The 15,307-nt window shown below is 56.4% G+C and carries 9 protein-coding genes and 1 tRNA gene; 9 read left to right on the top strand and 1 reads right to left on the bottom strand.

The window, feature by feature from the left end:
- Window positions 1-82: 82 nt before the first annotated feature.
- Window positions 83-3,430 (top strand): type I restriction endonuclease subunit R, encoded by a 3,348-nt coding sequence (locus Pla52nx_RS19775; RefSeq protein WP_146520597.1) that lies wholly within the window; start codon window positions 83-85, stop codon window positions 3,428-3,430.
- A gap of 62 nt (window positions 3,431-3,492) precedes the next feature.
- Window positions 3,493-4,155 (top strand): carbonic anhydrase family protein, encoded by a 663-nt coding sequence (locus Pla52nx_RS19770; protein ID WP_342190206.1) that lies wholly within the window; start codon window positions 3,493-3,495, stop codon window positions 4,153-4,155.
- A 62-nt stretch (window positions 4,156-4,217) separates the two neighbouring features.
- On the opposite strand, the gene Pla52nx_RS19765 is transcribed toward Pla52nx_RS19770, so the two are convergent.
- Window positions 4,218-4,292: transfer RNA gene (locus tag Pla52nx_RS19765), tRNA-Pro, on the bottom strand.
- Window positions 4,293-4,489: 197 nt separating this feature from the next.
- Here Pla52nx_RS19765 and pyrF point away from each other — a divergent pair.
- The 7 genes from pyrF (at window position 4,490) to Pla52nx_RS19730 (ending at window position 14,900) form a co-directional block, all read left to right on the top strand.
- Window positions 4,490-5,401 (top strand): orotidine-5'-phosphate decarboxylase, encoded by a 912-nt coding sequence (gene pyrF / locus Pla52nx_RS19760; protein WP_146520599.1) that lies wholly within the window; start codon window positions 4,490-4,492, stop codon window positions 5,399-5,401.
- A gap of 694 nt (window positions 5,402-6,095) precedes the next feature.
- A complete protein-coding gene (locus tag Pla52nx_RS19755) occupies window positions 6,096-7,502 on the top strand; it encodes a calcium-binding protein (protein WP_146520600.1) in 1,407 nt (468 codons plus the stop codon).
- 299 nt (window positions 7,503-7,801) lie between these two features.
- Complete coding sequence (acs, locus tag Pla52nx_RS19750) at window positions 7,802-9,760, top strand: acetate--CoA ligase (RefSeq protein WP_146520601.1); 1,959 nt, start codon at window positions 7,802-7,804, stop codon at window positions 9,758-9,760.
- 18 nt (window positions 9,761-9,778) lie between these two features.
- Entirely contained in the window at window positions 9,779-11,218 is a 1,440-nt protein-coding gene (locus Pla52nx_RS19745) for an FAD-binding oxidoreductase (RefSeq protein WP_146520602.1), read from the top strand.
- Window positions 11,211-12,296: an FAD-binding protein gene (locus tag Pla52nx_RS19740; protein ID WP_197454667.1), complete on the top strand. Its 1,086-nt coding sequence runs from the start codon at window positions 11,211-11,213 to the stop codon at window positions 12,294-12,296. Before Pla52nx_RS19745 ends, Pla52nx_RS19740 begins: the two co-directional genes overlap by 8 nt.
- A gap of 5 nt (window positions 12,297-12,301) precedes the next feature.
- Window positions 12,302-13,570: a (Fe-S)-binding protein gene (locus Pla52nx_RS19735; RefSeq protein WP_146520603.1), complete on the top strand. Its 1,269-nt coding sequence runs from the start codon at window positions 12,302-12,304 to the stop codon at window positions 13,568-13,570.
- 343 nt (window positions 13,571-13,913) lie between these two features.
- A complete protein-coding gene (locus Pla52nx_RS19730) occupies window positions 13,914-14,900 on the top strand; it encodes a sugar phosphate isomerase/epimerase family protein (RefSeq protein ID WP_197454668.1) in 987 nt (328 codons plus the stop codon).
- Window positions 14,901-15,307 lie beyond the last annotated feature (407 nt).

Here is a 15,307-nt window from a genome sequence, read left to right as displayed (position 1 = left end):
CGCATGCTTCGGTCGACGTAAACCCTTGATTTCAGGCGACTTGCGTATATCTAGCTCTGTAAGAGTTGAACTGGCTTTAGAAATGACGAACACCGACTACTCCGAAGACACGCTCGTCGAACGACCGGCCATCGCCCTGTTTTCGCAGCTCGGCTACGACACGGCCAACTGCTTCTACGAAAAAGTCGGCACCAGTGATTCGACACTGGGACGGGAAACCACCGAAGAGGTCGTGCTGGTTCCGAAGCTGCGGAGTGCGTTGCAGAAGCTCAATCCCGATCTGGCCGAAAAGAATGGAAACGGGGAAGCGATCAATCTGGCCATCGAGGAACTGACCCGTGATCGTGGTGCGATGAGTCTGGTGCAGGCGAATCGTGAGGTCTACAAGCTGCTCAAAGATGGCGTGAAGGTCGCTTTCGAGAACGACGAAGGCGAAGAGAGCGACGAGACGGTTCGCATCATCGACTGGAACGATTCCGAGAACAACGACTTCTTTCTCGCCTCGCAGTTCTGGATCACATCACCGAGCGGCATCTACAAGAAGCGTCCCGACCTGATCGGATTCGTCAACGGTCTGCCCCTGATCTTCATCGAACTCAAGAAGAGCCACGGCAAGATCGAACACGCCTACAAGCACAACCTGAAAGACTACAAGACCACGATTCCGCAGGTGTTCTGGTACAACGCCCTCGTCATCCTGTCCAACGGCTCGCAGGCGAAGGTCGGCAGCATGACGGCAGGCTGGGAACATTTTGCCGACTGGAAACGAATCAACTCCGAAGGCGAACAGGGTGTCATTTCGCTGGAGACGCTGATCCGAGGCACCTGCGGCAGACAGCAACTGATTGATCTGGCCGAGAATTTTACATTGTTCGACGAATCCAAAGGGGGCGTCGCAAAAGTCACGGCCAAGAACCACCAATTCCTTGGCGTGAACAATGCTGTCGACGCTCTCTCGGAGATCAAAGAAAACCAAGGGCGACTTGGTGTGTTCTGGCACACGCAAGGCAGCGGCAAGAGTTTCTCAATGGCGTTCTTCGCTCAGAAGGTCTTACGCAAGCTCACCGGCAACTGGACGTTTGTGGTCATCACCGACCGGCAAGATCTCGACAAACAGATTTACAAGAACTTTGCCAACACGGGCGTCGTGACCGAGGACTGCCAAGCCGAAAGCGGTGCCCACCTGAAACAACTGCTTAGTGAGGACCATCGGTTCATCTTCACTTTGATCCAGAAGTTCGGCACCAAGCCGGGCGAGACGTACCCCAAGCTGTCCGACCGCAGCGACATCATCGTGATGACCGACGAAGCCCACCGCAGCCAGTACGACACGCTCGCTCTGAACATGCGGAACGCTCTGCCCAACGCCGCCTTCATTGGCTTCACCGGCACGCCGTTGATGGCGGGCGAAGAGAAGACCAAGGAAGTCTTTGGCGATTACGTCAGTATCTACAACTTCCAGCAATCTATAGAAGACGGGGCGACGGTCCCGCTGTTCTACGAAAACCGCATCCCCGAACTACAACTTGCCAACGAGAACTTCAAAGAGGATTTGGAGGCGTTGGTCGACGCGGTGGATCTGGACGAAGAGCAGAATAAGAAGCTGGAACGGGAGTTCGCCCGAGAATATCACCTGATCACCCGCGACGATCGCTTGGAGAAAGTAGCCGAAGATTTAGTCTCACACTTCATGGGCCGCAAGCAAAGCGGCAAGGGGATGGTCATCTGCATCGACAAGGTGACCGCCGTGAAGATGTACGACAAGGTGCAGAAGTACTGGAAGGCTTACCTCGGCGGACTCAAGGCACAACTTGCGGCGAACGGTGGTCTCTACAGCGTTGCCTCGGACTCGATGTTAACGGGCAATACGGAAACGGTTTCATTGGCAGCGGAAACCCCCAAACCTCCATCCCCTCTCCCCGAAGTCGGCGAGGGGAGCCAGTTTGGAATTGATGAAGCTCGACGTCGGGAGTTGCAGCAGCAAATCGATTTCATGGAGCAGACCGACATGGCTGTGATCGTGTCGGCTCAGCAAAACGAGATTGAGGACTTCAAGACTAAGGGACTCAACATCGAGCCCCATCGCACACGAATGGTCAAGGAGGACATGGAGACCAAATTCAAAGCCCCCGACGATCCGTTCCGATTGGTCTTCGTCTGTGCGATGTGGTTGACCGGGTTCGATTCCCCCTCGGTTTCTACGATTTATCTCGACAAGCCGATGAAGAATCACACCCTGATGCAAACGATTGCGCGGGCGAACCGGGTCTTCAAAGACAAGTACAACGGTTTGATTGTGGATTACGTTGGCGTCTTCCGGAACCTGGAAAAGGCGTTGGCGATCTACGGCTCGTCCTCTGGCGGCGGCGTCGACGATGGCGAGTGTCCCATCGAGAAGAAAGAGGAACTGGTCGAAGACCTGCGGTTGGCGATCGCTGAGGCGGTTGCCTTCTGTAAGGAACGAGGCGTCGACTTGGACGCGATCCTGAAGGCAGACGGTTTTCAGAAGATTGCTTTCCTGGACGACGCCGCAACCAGTCTCGTCGACAAACAGGTTGCGGAGGCGGTCGACGATGCCGTTGAGCAAGTCATCATCAATGACAAACTGAAGAAGAAATACCTTTCACTCGCCAATCAGGTCATCCGGCTCTACAAGGCGATCCTGCCCGATCCATCCGCGAACGAATTTGCACCCGTCAAGACCTGCCTTGCCGTCTTGGCCGACAAGATCCGTACCTTCACGGAAGAGGCGAACATTGATGAAGTCATGGATCAAGTGAGTGAGTTGCTGGACGAATCCATTGCCACCAAGGGCTACGTGATTCACACAACGGAATCGACAGCGTTGCTGGACCTGAGCCAGGTCGACTTCGATGCTCTCAAAGCTCATTTCGAGAAAGGCCGCAAAAGGACCGAGGCTGAAAAGCTCAAGAAGGCGGTCGGTGACAAGCTGAACAACATGGTCACGTTGAACAAAACTCGGGCTGACCTCATCGAGAAGTTCAAGAAGCTGATCGACGAGTACAACAAAGGGCTCGACGTTGATGGTTTCTTTGCCAAGCTGACAGACTTTGTCAAAGAACTCAGTGCGGAAGACCAACGTGGAGTAGCCGAGCAACTGACCGAAGAAGAACTGGCCCTCTTCGATCTGTTGACCAAGCCGGAAGTCGACTTGACGGAGAAGGAAAAAGCCGAGGTCAAGAAGGTCGCCAGAATGCTCTTGCAGACGCTGAAAGAGGCAAAGCTGGTCCTCGATTGGCGAAAGAAACAACGCACCCGAGCCGACGTCTATTCTACCGTAAAGACGGTTCTCGACGAACTCCCCCGAGCCTACTCCACCGAACTCTACGAGCAAAAATGCGACGCTGTTTACCAGCACATCTACGACAGCTACCAGGGTGAGGGAGCAAGCATTTACGCACCTCATTGAAACTCCGTGGACGAGAGTTTTAGCTCAATCCAAACTTCATCCAATTTCGCTTAAGGAACGGTATGACGGACCAACAACAGTCACCCATCAACCTGCAAAATGCAATCTACGCCGACTTCGGAAGTGAAGGACTGTCGATTCACTGGGATGGCGACATTCTTGGGCACGTGCGCAAGGACGAACATGGCGTGAAAGTCGAGTTCGCCTCTGACGTGCGACAATACATCACGATTGGTTCCAAGCGATTCCATCTCCGACAGTTTCACTTCCATCACCCAAGTGAACATTGGGTTGATGGAGAGCAATATACGATGGAACTCCATCTCGTTCATCAAAACGTGGATGACGGCTCGCTGGCAGTCATCGGAGTCTTTATAGAGCCCGGAAACGCAAGAGCTGCTTTTCCTTCACTGATGACGCAAATTGAGACTGTTTTGGGGGCTGGCTCGCATGAGGAACTAGAGCCAAAGGTGCTAACCGATCCATGGGATTTCTTGCCGAAAACATGGGAGCAGCACTTCCGGTATCAAGGCTCGCTGACGACCGATCCATTTACCGAGAGCGTCAGCTGGGTTGTGCTTAAAGATCCAACGCTGATGCCAACGAAAAAGCTCATGGAGTTACTAGAGCTATTCCAATCGGAAGCGCGTTTTCCACAACCGCTCAATCGGCGGTACATCCTCAAGACATTTGATGCAACCAAGCCTTCTAAGCGAAAGAAGTGATTGATCACCCCTGAGACGACAAAACCCCGCGAAACGCTTGGTTTGGCGGGGTTTGTCGGTAGTCGGGATGACAAGATTCGAACTTGCGACCTCTGCACCCCCAGTGCAGCGCTCTATCCAGGCTGAGCCACATCCCGTTCGTGGTTTCCCACTGAACGAAAGAGTAATGACTGTCTTTTGTTTTGACTAGTCCGTTGGCGAAATCCGCTGGATGAGGTTCCGGATTTCGGCACGATCACGCCGGATTTCGCGGTCAAGGGCGGTTTTCCTGGGAGGACTTTTTGTGAGAATGGGCGGGAAATTCAGTTCCAACCGATTCCCTTGGATGAGACACATGAGCAAGTCGTTTGCGACCCGGATGGCCGAAGCGGTTCAGAAAACCAAGTCCGTGACCTGCGTCGGTTTGGATCCCCGCAAGGCTCAGTTGCCCGCGCCGATCCGCGACAACGTGGCCGCCGACGCTCCCCCGGACGCTTGGGCTGCCGCTTACACGCAGTTTTGCTGCGAAATTGTCGATGTCGTGCGGGATTTGGTGCCCTGTGTGAAACCACAGGCGGCGTTCTTTGAACAGCTTGGACCCGCCGGGACCGTGGCGTTGGGCGAAGTCATCCGGTACGCCAGCGATGCGGGACTGATCGTGATCACCGATGGCAAACGTAATGATATCGGCAGCACAGCGACCGCATACGCAGACGCCTATTTGGGCACGGCTAGCCCGTGGGGCAGCGACTCGCTGACCGTCAGCCCGTACTTGGGCGAAGATTCGTTGGAGCCGTTTGTCGAGGTCTGTGACCAACGTGACGCGGGGATCTTTGTGTTGGTCAAGACATCCAACCCGGGCGGCGGACTGCTGCAGAACCGCGAGACGGATGGCCAAACCGTCTACGCTCGCGTCGCCGAGTTGGTGCAGCATTTCAACGCGACGCGATTGGATTCGTTTGGATATGGACCGGTGGGGGCTGTTGTCGGGGCGACGTATCCTGAGCAATTGGCGGAGATGCGAGCGGCGATGCCGGGCAGTTGGATTCTGGTTCCAGGGTTCGGTGCCCAAGGGGGCGGCGCCGCGGATGTGATGGCTGGATTCGACGCCAAGGGGCTCGGCGCGATCGTCAACAATTCTCGTCACATTATCTTTGCACACAGTCGCCCCGAGTTTGCCGATCGACTGGGTGATGCTCGTTGGCAAGACGCGGTTCGCGCCGCGACGGTTGAGATGAATGAGCAGTTGGCGGTGGTGAAAGACTGAGCCTGGACTGGACTGCTCAAAGTTTGTTGTTGACACGTATTCTTGATGCCACCAATTGATTCCCCCGTGTCACCTCCCCCAAGGTGCTTGGGGGAGGTCGAGCAGAGCCGTCCAGGCGAATGCGAGGGAGGGGGCCTGCGCGCCGGATAAACACAGCAATGCGCATTGCCCAGGGTAGGCCCCTCCCGGATCTTGCTTCGCTCGAACCGACCTCCCCCAAATTCCTTGGTGGAGGTGACAGCAGACCCCGCGCAAACCCAAAATGCTCCAATCCTAAACTTTGAGCAGTCCAGACTAAGCCTGAGACTCGCCGCGAGGAAAACGCTTTTCCACTTTTTTGATTTGACCTGTATCAATTCGCGTTGGTGATGGCACTAACGACTCGATCAGCCTGCTTTGGCGTGAAGAACGCTAGGCACTGTTTATTAATTGCGACTGCGTGCATTGTGAGCCGATGGCGCTAGCCACGGGCCCGCGAATGACGGCGTTTCTCGCCAAAAAGCCCGCGGCTAGCGCCGTCGGCTCACGATTGATAAACAGCCAGAAAGCCCGCGGCTAGCGCCGTCGGCTCACGATTGATAAACAGCCAAAAAGCCCGCGGCTAGCGCCGTCGGCTCACGATTGATAAACAGTGCGTAGCAGGCATCTTGTCGACTCATTCCCCATCACTCCGATACACACGGTGCGTCAGATCATGTTTTACAACTCAGAAAAATCACGTTCGTCCCGACGCCAGCGGGATTCCAAACGTCGCGGCAACCAACGTCGGCTGTTTGCCGAATCGCTGGAACGCCGCGAAGTGCTCAGTGGCATCGCGTTGACCGATGATGGCATTTTGCAAATCACGGGCGATGCCGATCCCAATCAGATCGCCGTATGGACTAATCAAGAGTCCGGTGTGTTACACGTGACCGTCGATGGGCGGTCGGCGGAGTTTCGCAATGAAGCGGTGAACTTGATCCAAGTGCGTGGTGGTGCGGGTAACGATCGCATCGGTTTTCGAGAAAGCGTGACGCAGCAGGCCGTTGTCTATGGTGGTCCTGGGAATGACGTCATTACAGGAACTGCGCAAGGCGACTTCCTCGATGGTGGTCTTGGTAATGACCGAATCAACGCAGGTGGCGGTGGCGACATTGTCTTTGGCGGCGCTGGCAACGATCGCATCGCAGGCGGAGACGGGGACGACTCGCTCGTCGGCGGTGACGGTCGTGATCAGATCAACGGCGGCGACGGAAACGATTGGATCTTCGGCGATGCAACCAACGAGTATCCCGAGGGCGTTGTTGATCCTGTGGCTTATGCTCTGCAGTACGCCAATGAAGGTAGCGGAGACGACGTCATCAAAGGTGGTGACGGCAACGACATCGTGCTTGCGGGCAACGGCGACGATCGCGTGTCCGGCGACGGCGGAAATGATTTGTTGATCGCAGGCGCTGGGAATGACGGTGTGAACGGAGGCGATGGCAATGACGTGATCTTGGGCGACTGGCGTTTCCGACCCGACGATGTTGAACCGGCGGACGTGGAAGCGATGGCGGTGGATGTTCCTGCGGTGCGTGACTTGGTGGTCGCCGCCGAATCCGTGGAGTCTGCGAGCGGTGTCGACAGGGTTGCTGCGACTGACCGAGCGGTTCGAGACGCTCGCTTCAATGATTTCCTCGTTGGTGGCGCGGGTGACGATTTGATCTTGGGCATGCAAGGCAACGATCGCATCCAAGGAGGCGATGGCAACGACCGGCTGTACGGGAACCTTGGCAACGATTTCATCCAAGGAGGTGCGGGCAACGATGCGATCTCGGGCGGCTTGGGCAACGATCGACTGCGGGGCGGCAGGGGAGATGATCGCATCGCCGGTGGTGATGGCAACGACGCGATCAGCGGGGGTAGCGGCGACGATAACTTGTTGGGAGGTGACGGGCGCGATCGGATTCAGGGCGGAGCGGGCAACGATTTGTTGGTCGGTGGCGGCGGCGGTGACCATTTAAGCGGCGACGAAGGCGAGGACACGATCAAGGCTCGCGACGGCGAACGTGATTTTATCTTGACCGATGGCCTGGACGAGATCATCGCGGATGAGATCGACGTGATCGCGATCCCGTAGCCCGGATTATTCATAACCCGACGCGTTAGCGAGGGATACTCGGCAAATCCCTTCGGGTTATGAAAAACAACTTGTATACGCTAAAGCCAATCGTTCGCATAGATAATCCGGGCTAGATCACGATCCTTCAAAACATTCGTTGCCAAGTCCTATCATTGCCTCGCGCGGGGAACCCCCGGGCGAGGTTTTTGCGTTTTGGTGTTCTTCGGCGATGCACACGCAACAGAGAAATCCGCTAAACTGTGCCTTCCTCGATTAAAAACCTTCCACCGTTTCTCTCATCATCCGGATGCACACTGATGGCTGATTCCTCGTCGGGTCAAATCGATCACGTATTGATCGAAGAACGCTTGTTTCCACCGCCGGCCAAGTTCACGGAGAAGGCCGTCGTCGCCTCTAAAGCTCAGTACGAAGAGCTGTACGCGGCGGCACGTGATGACCGAGACGGTTTTTGGGGCAAAGAAGCACAGGAGCACCTGCATTGGTTTGAACCGTTTGACACCGTGTGCCAGTGGCAGTCTCCCAACGCCAAATGGTTTGTCAATGGAAAGACGAACGCGAGCTACAACTGCTTGGATCGTAACATCGACAATGGTCTGGGCGACCGCGTGGCGATTCTGTGGGAAGGCGAGCCGGGTGACACGCGAACGCTGACCTACCGTGAGCTACGCACCGAAGTCTGTAAGTGCGCCGAAGGGCTGCGTGCCTTGGGGGTCAATCAAGGAGATGTGGTGAGCGTCTACATGCCAATGACGCCAGAGTTGGCGATCACCATGTTGGCCTGTGCTCGCATCGGCGCGGTCCACTCGGTGATCTTTGCCGGGTTCAGTGCCGAGTCGATCGCCGATCGAAACAATGATGCGAGTGCCAAGGTCATGGTGACCGCCGACGGTTTGTACCGCCGCGGAAAGGTCTTGCCGTTGAAAGAGACCGTTGACGAAGCCTTGGCGAAATCACCCACGGTGGAAAAGTGCCTTGTGCTACGACGTATTGGCCAAGATGGCGTGTCGATGACGGAAGGCCGTGACGTTTGGTGGCACGATGTCGTTGAAACTCAAATCGGTGACTTGCCCGCCGAGCCGCTGGATAGCGAAGCGCCTTTGTTCATCTTGTACACGTCCGGCAGTACTGGAAAGCCGAAGGGCATTCTGCACACGACCGCCGGATATAACCTTTGGGCCAAGCGAACGTTTCAATGGGTGTTTGATCATCAGGAAGACGACGTCTATTGGTGCACGGCGGACTGCGGTTGGATCACGGGGCACAGTTACGTTGTCTACGGTCCCCTGTCGGCCGGTGCGACTTGTTTGATGTATGAGGGTGCACCGAATCATCCGCAAGAAGATCGATTTTGGGACCTGGTGGAAAAGTACAAGGTCACGACGTTGTACACCGCACCGACGGCGATCCGTGCGTTCATCAAATGGGGCGACGAGCACGTCGAGAAACATGACCTTTCGAGCTTGCGTTTGTTGGGCAGCGTCGGCGAAGGCATCAATCCGGAAGCCTGGATGTGGTATCACGAAAAGATCGGCGGAAAGAACTGCCCCATCGTTGATACTTGGTGGCAAACCGAAACCGGCGGCATCATGATGAGCCCGCTGCCCGGCATCACGTCAACCAAACCGGGATCTTGCACGACTCCGTTGCCCGGCGTCATTCCCGAAATCGTTGACGAGTCCGGACAACCCGTGGAGCCAAATCACGGCGGCATGCTGTGTATCGCACAGCCTTGGCCGGGAATGCTGCGTGGCATCTGGGGTGACGAAAAACGATATGCCGAGCAGTATTGGACGATGGTTCCTGGAAAATACTTGACCGGCGACAACGCCCGCTGTGACGACGACGGATACTACTGGATCATGGGACGGATCGACGACGTGATCAATGTCTCGGGCCACCGCTTGAGTACCATCGAAGTCGAAAGTGCATTGGTCAGTCATGAAGCCGTTTGCGAAGCTGCGGTGGTGGGGCGGCCCGACGATCTAAAGGGGCAAGCGATTGCCGCCTTCGTCACCATCCGCGATCGTGAACCGGACGAAGAACTCAAGAAAGAGCTTCGATTGCACGTCCGCAAGCAGATCGGTGCCTTGGCAAATCCAGACGACATTCGCTTTACCGCCTCGTTGCCCAAAACACGTAGCGGCAAGATCATGCGGCGTCTGTTGCGTGACATCGCGGCTGGTCACGAAGCCACAGGCGACACGTCAACGTTGGAGGATCTCAGTGTCCTGGCATCGCTCAAGGATGAAGACTGATCGAACCTCGATCGTGTGATGAAACAGCTTCAGTCTCTCCGTCAGATTTACCCGCCAGATCGTTTCACCGAAGACGCCGCTTTTCTCGCTGCGTTTGAGTCGGACGGTCTGACGGCGTTTCGCCAAAGACCGCTCGCCGTGGTGATGCCGGAGAATGCGGACGAGGTCATCGCGACGGTGCGTTGGTGCAACGAGCATCGGGTACCGTTTGTTGCGCGTGGTAGCGGCACGAGTCTTTCCGGTGGCTCGCTGCCCATCGCCGATGGCATCGTGATTTCGCTGAACCGCTTGAAACGAATCATCAGCGTCGATCCCGATCAGCGAATCGCGGTCGTCGAGCCGGGCGTCATCAATCTGGATGTTTCGGCAGCCGCGGCGCCGCACGGTTTGTATTACGCACCGGACCCATCAAGTCAAACAATCTGTACGATCGGCGGCAACGTCGCGTTCAACTCCGGCGGCGCCCACTGTTTGAAATACGGAATGACCTCCAACCACGTGTTGGGCATCAAAGCCGTCTTGGGAACGGGCGAAGTCGTCACGATGGGCGGCCCCAGCACGGACAGCATCCAGCCGGACTTCACCGGGTTGTTTTGTGGCAGCGAAGGATTGTTTGGCGTAGCGTTGGAGATCACATTGCGTTTGTTGCCACGCCCGCAACGTTTTCACACGGTGCTGGTGGGATACCACAGCCTCAAAGACGCCGGGGACGCGGTTTCGGCCGTGATCGATGCGGGCCTGTTGCCGGGTGCGATGGAGATCATGGATGCGTTGTCGATCGAAGCCGCTGAAGCGGCGGTCGCGTGCGGGTATCCGGAGGGTGCCCAAGCCGTTTTGATTGTCGAGCTGGAAGGCCCCGATGAGAAACTACAGCACGAGCGAAAGCGGCTCGAAGAAGTGATCGCAAAGACCAATCCGTTCGCTCAGCGGGTGGCGGTGGACGAAGCCGATCGTTTGTTCATTTGGAAAGGACGAAAGAGCGCGTTCTCGGCGGTCGGCCGTCTGTCGCCGGATTTCCTGGTTCAAGACGGTGTGGTGCCCCGCAAACGGCTCGGTGAAGCACTCGTGCGAATCCAAGCGTTTGCCAAGGAGAGCGGATTGCGGGTCGCCAACGTGTTTCATGCCGGTGACGGCAACCTGCATCCGCTGATCATGTTTGACGATCGCGAGTCCGGTGCGCTGGCGAGAGCCGAAGCGTTGGCGGGGCAGATCTTGCGGATGTGCATCGAGATGGGCGGCTCGATCACGGGGGAACATGGCGTCGGGGTGGAGAAACGAGAGTATTTGCCAGAGATGTTTGACGCTGCCAGCATGGATTTCATGCATCGGATCCGGCAAGCGTTTGATCCGAACTTGATATGCAATCCCGGCAAGATGTTTCCTGGCACGGAAGCGCCCGCGTTGACGACGCACGGTCTGCACCCATTGGAGAAATCGGGAGTGATCAGCCGTGAGTGATTCGTTGCAAGTGGATGCGCCGCGATCGGTTGACGAGTTGCAGGCGTTTGTTCGAGAGCAACCGCACGTGTTGGTCGTCGGCAATCAAACCAAGCCACCACTTTGGCAACCGTTCGCTAAGTCTCACCGATTGGTGTCGACCGCGAATTTGTCCGGTGTCATGCAATACGAACCGTCTGAATTCACCATTACCGTATTAGCGGGCACATCGGTTGCGGAGATCACGAGCACACTTTCAGATCGCGGACAGTACTTGCCGTTTGATCCGATGTTGGTTCAGTCCGGTGCAACGATCGGTGGCACCGTTGCGGCAGGGTTGAGTGGTCCAGGTCGTTTTCGATTCGGCAGCATCAGAGATTTTCTGCTCGGCGTCCGTTTTTTGGATGGTCACGGCGAGTTGATTTGCGGTGGAGGCAAAGTCGTCAAAAATGCGGCCGGGTTTGACATTCCAAAGTTACTTGTCGGCAGCCTGGGGCGATTGGGAATCATCACCGAGTTGACTTTCAAGGTTTTTCCGCGTCCGGTCGATCGACTGACGTTTCGCATGGATTGTGACTCGCACGAGTCGGCTGCCGCGTTGATCTCGAAACTAGCACTTGGCCGATGGGAGCTCGATGCGTTGGACTACGTTGCTGGCAGCCGCACCGTTTATGTCCGAATTGCCGGCGACCAACCGGTTATCGAATCGCTGGCGGAAGATGTTGGTCGCTTCTTGGATCGGTCGACGGTTCGATTGGATCGTGATGATGCAAATCGGTTTTGGAGCAGTGTGAACGAGTTGCGATTTGATGGCGGTGACGAGTTCGTTTGGAAAACACCGACGACGCCCGTCGAGTTTGTTCGTCTGGCGAAATGGGCGGATGAGCAAGCCGACGACGAAGTGCGTGTCCACGGCAGTGCGGCGATGACCACCGCCTGGATGTCGGCGAAATCGCCTCCTGACCAATCGATTGCCGCGACCGGTCTGATGCTGCGTGGATTGATTCCAGAGAGTGATGCGTTTCTCTCCGATCGCCAGCCCACTGACATGGAGCGACGGCTGAAGACCGCGTTCGATCCCCTTGCGAGGTTTCCGTAGAAAGCATGCGGCACGAAATCAAACCCGACGAACACGGTCCGATGGGGCAGGCGATGGCCGATGCCGTCAGCACCTGCGTGCATTGCGGATTCTGCTTGGCAGCTTGCCCGACCTACAAGGAATTGCAGCAGGAAACGGATTCGCCGCGGGGGCGGATCATCTTGATGAAAGAAGTCTTGGAGGGAACGTTGCCGTTGGCACAAGCCGCTCCACACATCGACGCTTGCTTGGGATGCCTCGCTTGTGAACCGGCATGCCCATCGGGTGTGAAGTATGGTGAATTGATCAGTCCGTTTCGTGCGCTCACGCAAGCGGATCGTCCGCAATCGCTGGGGCAGCGATTTCAACGGACGGCGGCGCAAATGACGCTGCCGTATCCCGGCAGATTTCGATTGGCCGCGCTGATGGGGCGATTTGCCAAGCCCATCGCCAAGTGGCTGCCCGGCCCGATGCGGGTGATGCTGGACTTGCTGCCGGCCAAACTGCCGAGCAACCAAACGCTCGCAGCGTCCTATCCGTCGATTGGGAAACGTCGCGGCCGTGTCGCGTTGTTGACCGGATGTGCGCAGACCGTTTTGGATCCCGACATCAATCTGGCAACGATCGATGTTCTGACACGCAACGGTGTCGAAGTGGTGCTGCCGCAGAGTCAAGGTTGCTGCGGAGCGTTGAGCTGGCATGTCGGCAACCACAAACAGGCAACCAAGTTTGCGGTCAACAACTTGCACGCGTTTCCCGAGGACGTCGACGCCATCGTGACCAACGCCGCGGGTTGCGGTTCCGGAATGCACGAGTATCCACTGATGTTGCGAGGGACCGAGTATGAAGACGCGGCAAAGCAATTTGCGAGTCGAGTCTGCGACGTTTCCGTGTACCTGTCTCGCTTGGGCGAGTTGCTGCCCATCGCGAATCCTGGCCGCAAAGTTCGCGTCGCCTATCACGATGCGTGTCACCTTGCCAACGCTCAGGGTATACGCCGAGAGCCTCGTTCGCTGTTGCACTTGATTCCAGGGATCGAACTCGTGGAGTTGGTGGATTTGCATCTTTGTTGTGGTTCGGCTGGAACCTACAGCATGGACCAACCGGAGATAGCTGCTTCGCTGGGCCAACAAAAAGCAGATCGAGTGATCGAGACAGGATGTGATTACGTCGCCACGGGGAACATCGGCTGCATGACGCAATTGGCCAATCACCTGCAGAGACGAGGCTCGAACATCAAGGTACGTCATACCGTGCAAATCATTCGCGACGCGTACGAGGGTGAACTACGATAGTTGGCAAGTAGAGTGACGATCGCTCGAGTTTCCAATTCGTTAGCCCGGATGATTCATAACCCGACGCGTAAGCGAGGGATACTCGGTGAATCCCTCGCTTATGCGTCGGGTTAGGAGAAACAATCTGCATTTCCCAACGATGTCACAACTCATTGTCAAGAATCTGTTTGCGTTAAAATCAATCATCCGCATGAATAATCCGGGTTAGCGTTCCGCAATCTGCTCGACCTCTCCCAGGTTCCTTGGAAGAGGCGACAGCGAACAAGAAACGGCTCAATATTCGACGGGAATTCTGGCGAATCCCATTGCCAGGATCCCACCACCAACTATGAGAGGACCATTCATGGCCGAAAGAGAACCTATCGCTGACAAAACGGTTGACCAGAACCGACTGTCACGTCGCGCGATGATCGGCACCGGCGTTGCCTTCGGCGTGCTCGCTTCGGGAAACACCATTGCGGCAGTCGCCGAAACCGACGCGAGTTGTACACTCGGCTTCAGCACCTACGGAATGAAGAGCTTGACAAGTGAGCAAGCCATCGCTGAGTTGGATCGAATCGGATACGACGCCGTTGAGTTGGCCGTGCGTACGGACTATGACGCGGACTCGGCCATGTTGAGTCAAGAGCGTCGCAAGGCGTTGCGGATGCAGCTTGCGGATTCTCATCTCAAGTTGACTTCATTGATGGAGCATGTTTATCCGACGGATGCGAAGTCGCAAGAAATTGCTGTCGAGCGACTGAAGCTAGCCGGGCAAGTCGCCCATGATTTGTCCCCTGACGCTCCACCCTTGATTCAAACGGTACTGGGCGGCGGCGAGTTTGAAACAGTGAAGAACCAACTGCGAGATCGGCTGGGCCAGTGGGTTCGTTTGGCAGATGCGGCGGAGGTAGTGATCGCGATCAAACCGCATCGCGGCGGAGTCGTTTCAAAACCCAGCGAGGCCGTCTGGTTGATCGAGCAACTAGGCAAGCCGAGTCGTTTGCGGATGGTGTATGACTACAGTCACTATGCGTACCGCGACCTGCCGATGGACGAAACGATCCGCGTCGCGCTGCCACACACGGCACACATTGCGGTGAAAGATGCTGTGCAGGAAGGAGACCGGGTTGTGTTTCGCTTGCCCGGTGAGTCCGACGCGATCGATTTCCCCGCATTGATTCGACAGTTCCATGCCGGCGGATACCGCGGCGACATCAATTGCGAAGTCAGTGGGATGGTATCAGGCAAGCCAGGCTACGATCCGATCGCGGCCGCGGAAACTTGTTACAAGAACATGTCCAGGGCATTCCATCAGTCAGGCGTTGAACGTTTGCGCCGAAGTCGATAGACGCAGCTGGCGAATGGTTCGTGTTCGGGCGTATGGTGGTGTTCGTTTTCGACTTAGAAAGTCGAACGACAATCGTCGCTCGATTTTCCAAATCGAAAGCGTGCCCCGCCAAACGTATTGCCGATTCGAAACGCTTGCTTGCGCAGACAGGCCCCCTCCCTCGCGATCGCCTCAACGGCTCCGCTCGACCTCCCCCAAGTTCCTTGGGGGGAGGTGACGGTGGACAAGAAATGAAGCCGAAACATCGTGGCAAACCGAGTCTTGTACAGCCCAGGCCAACACCCTCCGACTGATTGGGAGCCTTGACGAACCGAACCGTGTTGGCGTCAAACGAGAAAGCTCTGCTGGCTACATGCGTGCTCCTCGTCAGTTAGACTGTCGGGTTCTCGCTTTTCAACCACATGAAC

Origin of the sequence: Stieleria varia, from assembly GCF_038443385.1 — a bacterium.
Lineage (GTDB): Bacteria > Planctomycetota > Planctomycetia > Pirellulales > Pirellulaceae > Stieleria > Stieleria varia.
Note: the sequence above shows the minus strand (reverse complement) of the source record. Positions and strands in the feature narration are given on the sequence as shown.

Coding starts and splice junctions, on each gene's coding strand:
- Pla52nx_RS19775 (WP_146520597.1), top strand. CDS start 83: ATGACGAACACCGACTACTCCGAAGACACGCTCGTCGAACGACCGGCC.
- Pla52nx_RS19770 (WP_342190206.1), top strand. CDS start 3,493: ATGACGGACCAACAACAGTCACCCATCAACCTGCAAAATGCAATCTAC.
- pyrF (WP_146520599.1), top strand. CDS start 4,490: ATGAGCAAGTCGTTTGCGACCCGGATGGCCGAAGCGGTTCAGAAAACC.
- Pla52nx_RS19755 (WP_146520600.1), top strand. CDS start 6,096: ATGTTTTACAACTCAGAAAAATCACGTTCGTCCCGACGCCAGCGGGAT.
- acs (WP_146520601.1), top strand. CDS start 7,802: ATGGCTGATTCCTCGTCGGGTCAAATCGATCACGTATTGATCGAAGAA.
- Pla52nx_RS19745 (WP_146520602.1), top strand. CDS start 9,779: ATGAAACAGCTTCAGTCTCTCCGTCAGATTTACCCGCCAGATCGTTTC.
- Pla52nx_RS19735 (WP_146520603.1), top strand. CDS start 12,302: ATGCGGCACGAAATCAAACCCGACGAACACGGTCCGATGGGGCAGGCG.
- Pla52nx_RS19730 (WP_197454668.1), top strand. CDS start 13,914: ATGGCCGAAAGAGAACCTATCGCTGACAAAACGGTTGACCAGAACCGA.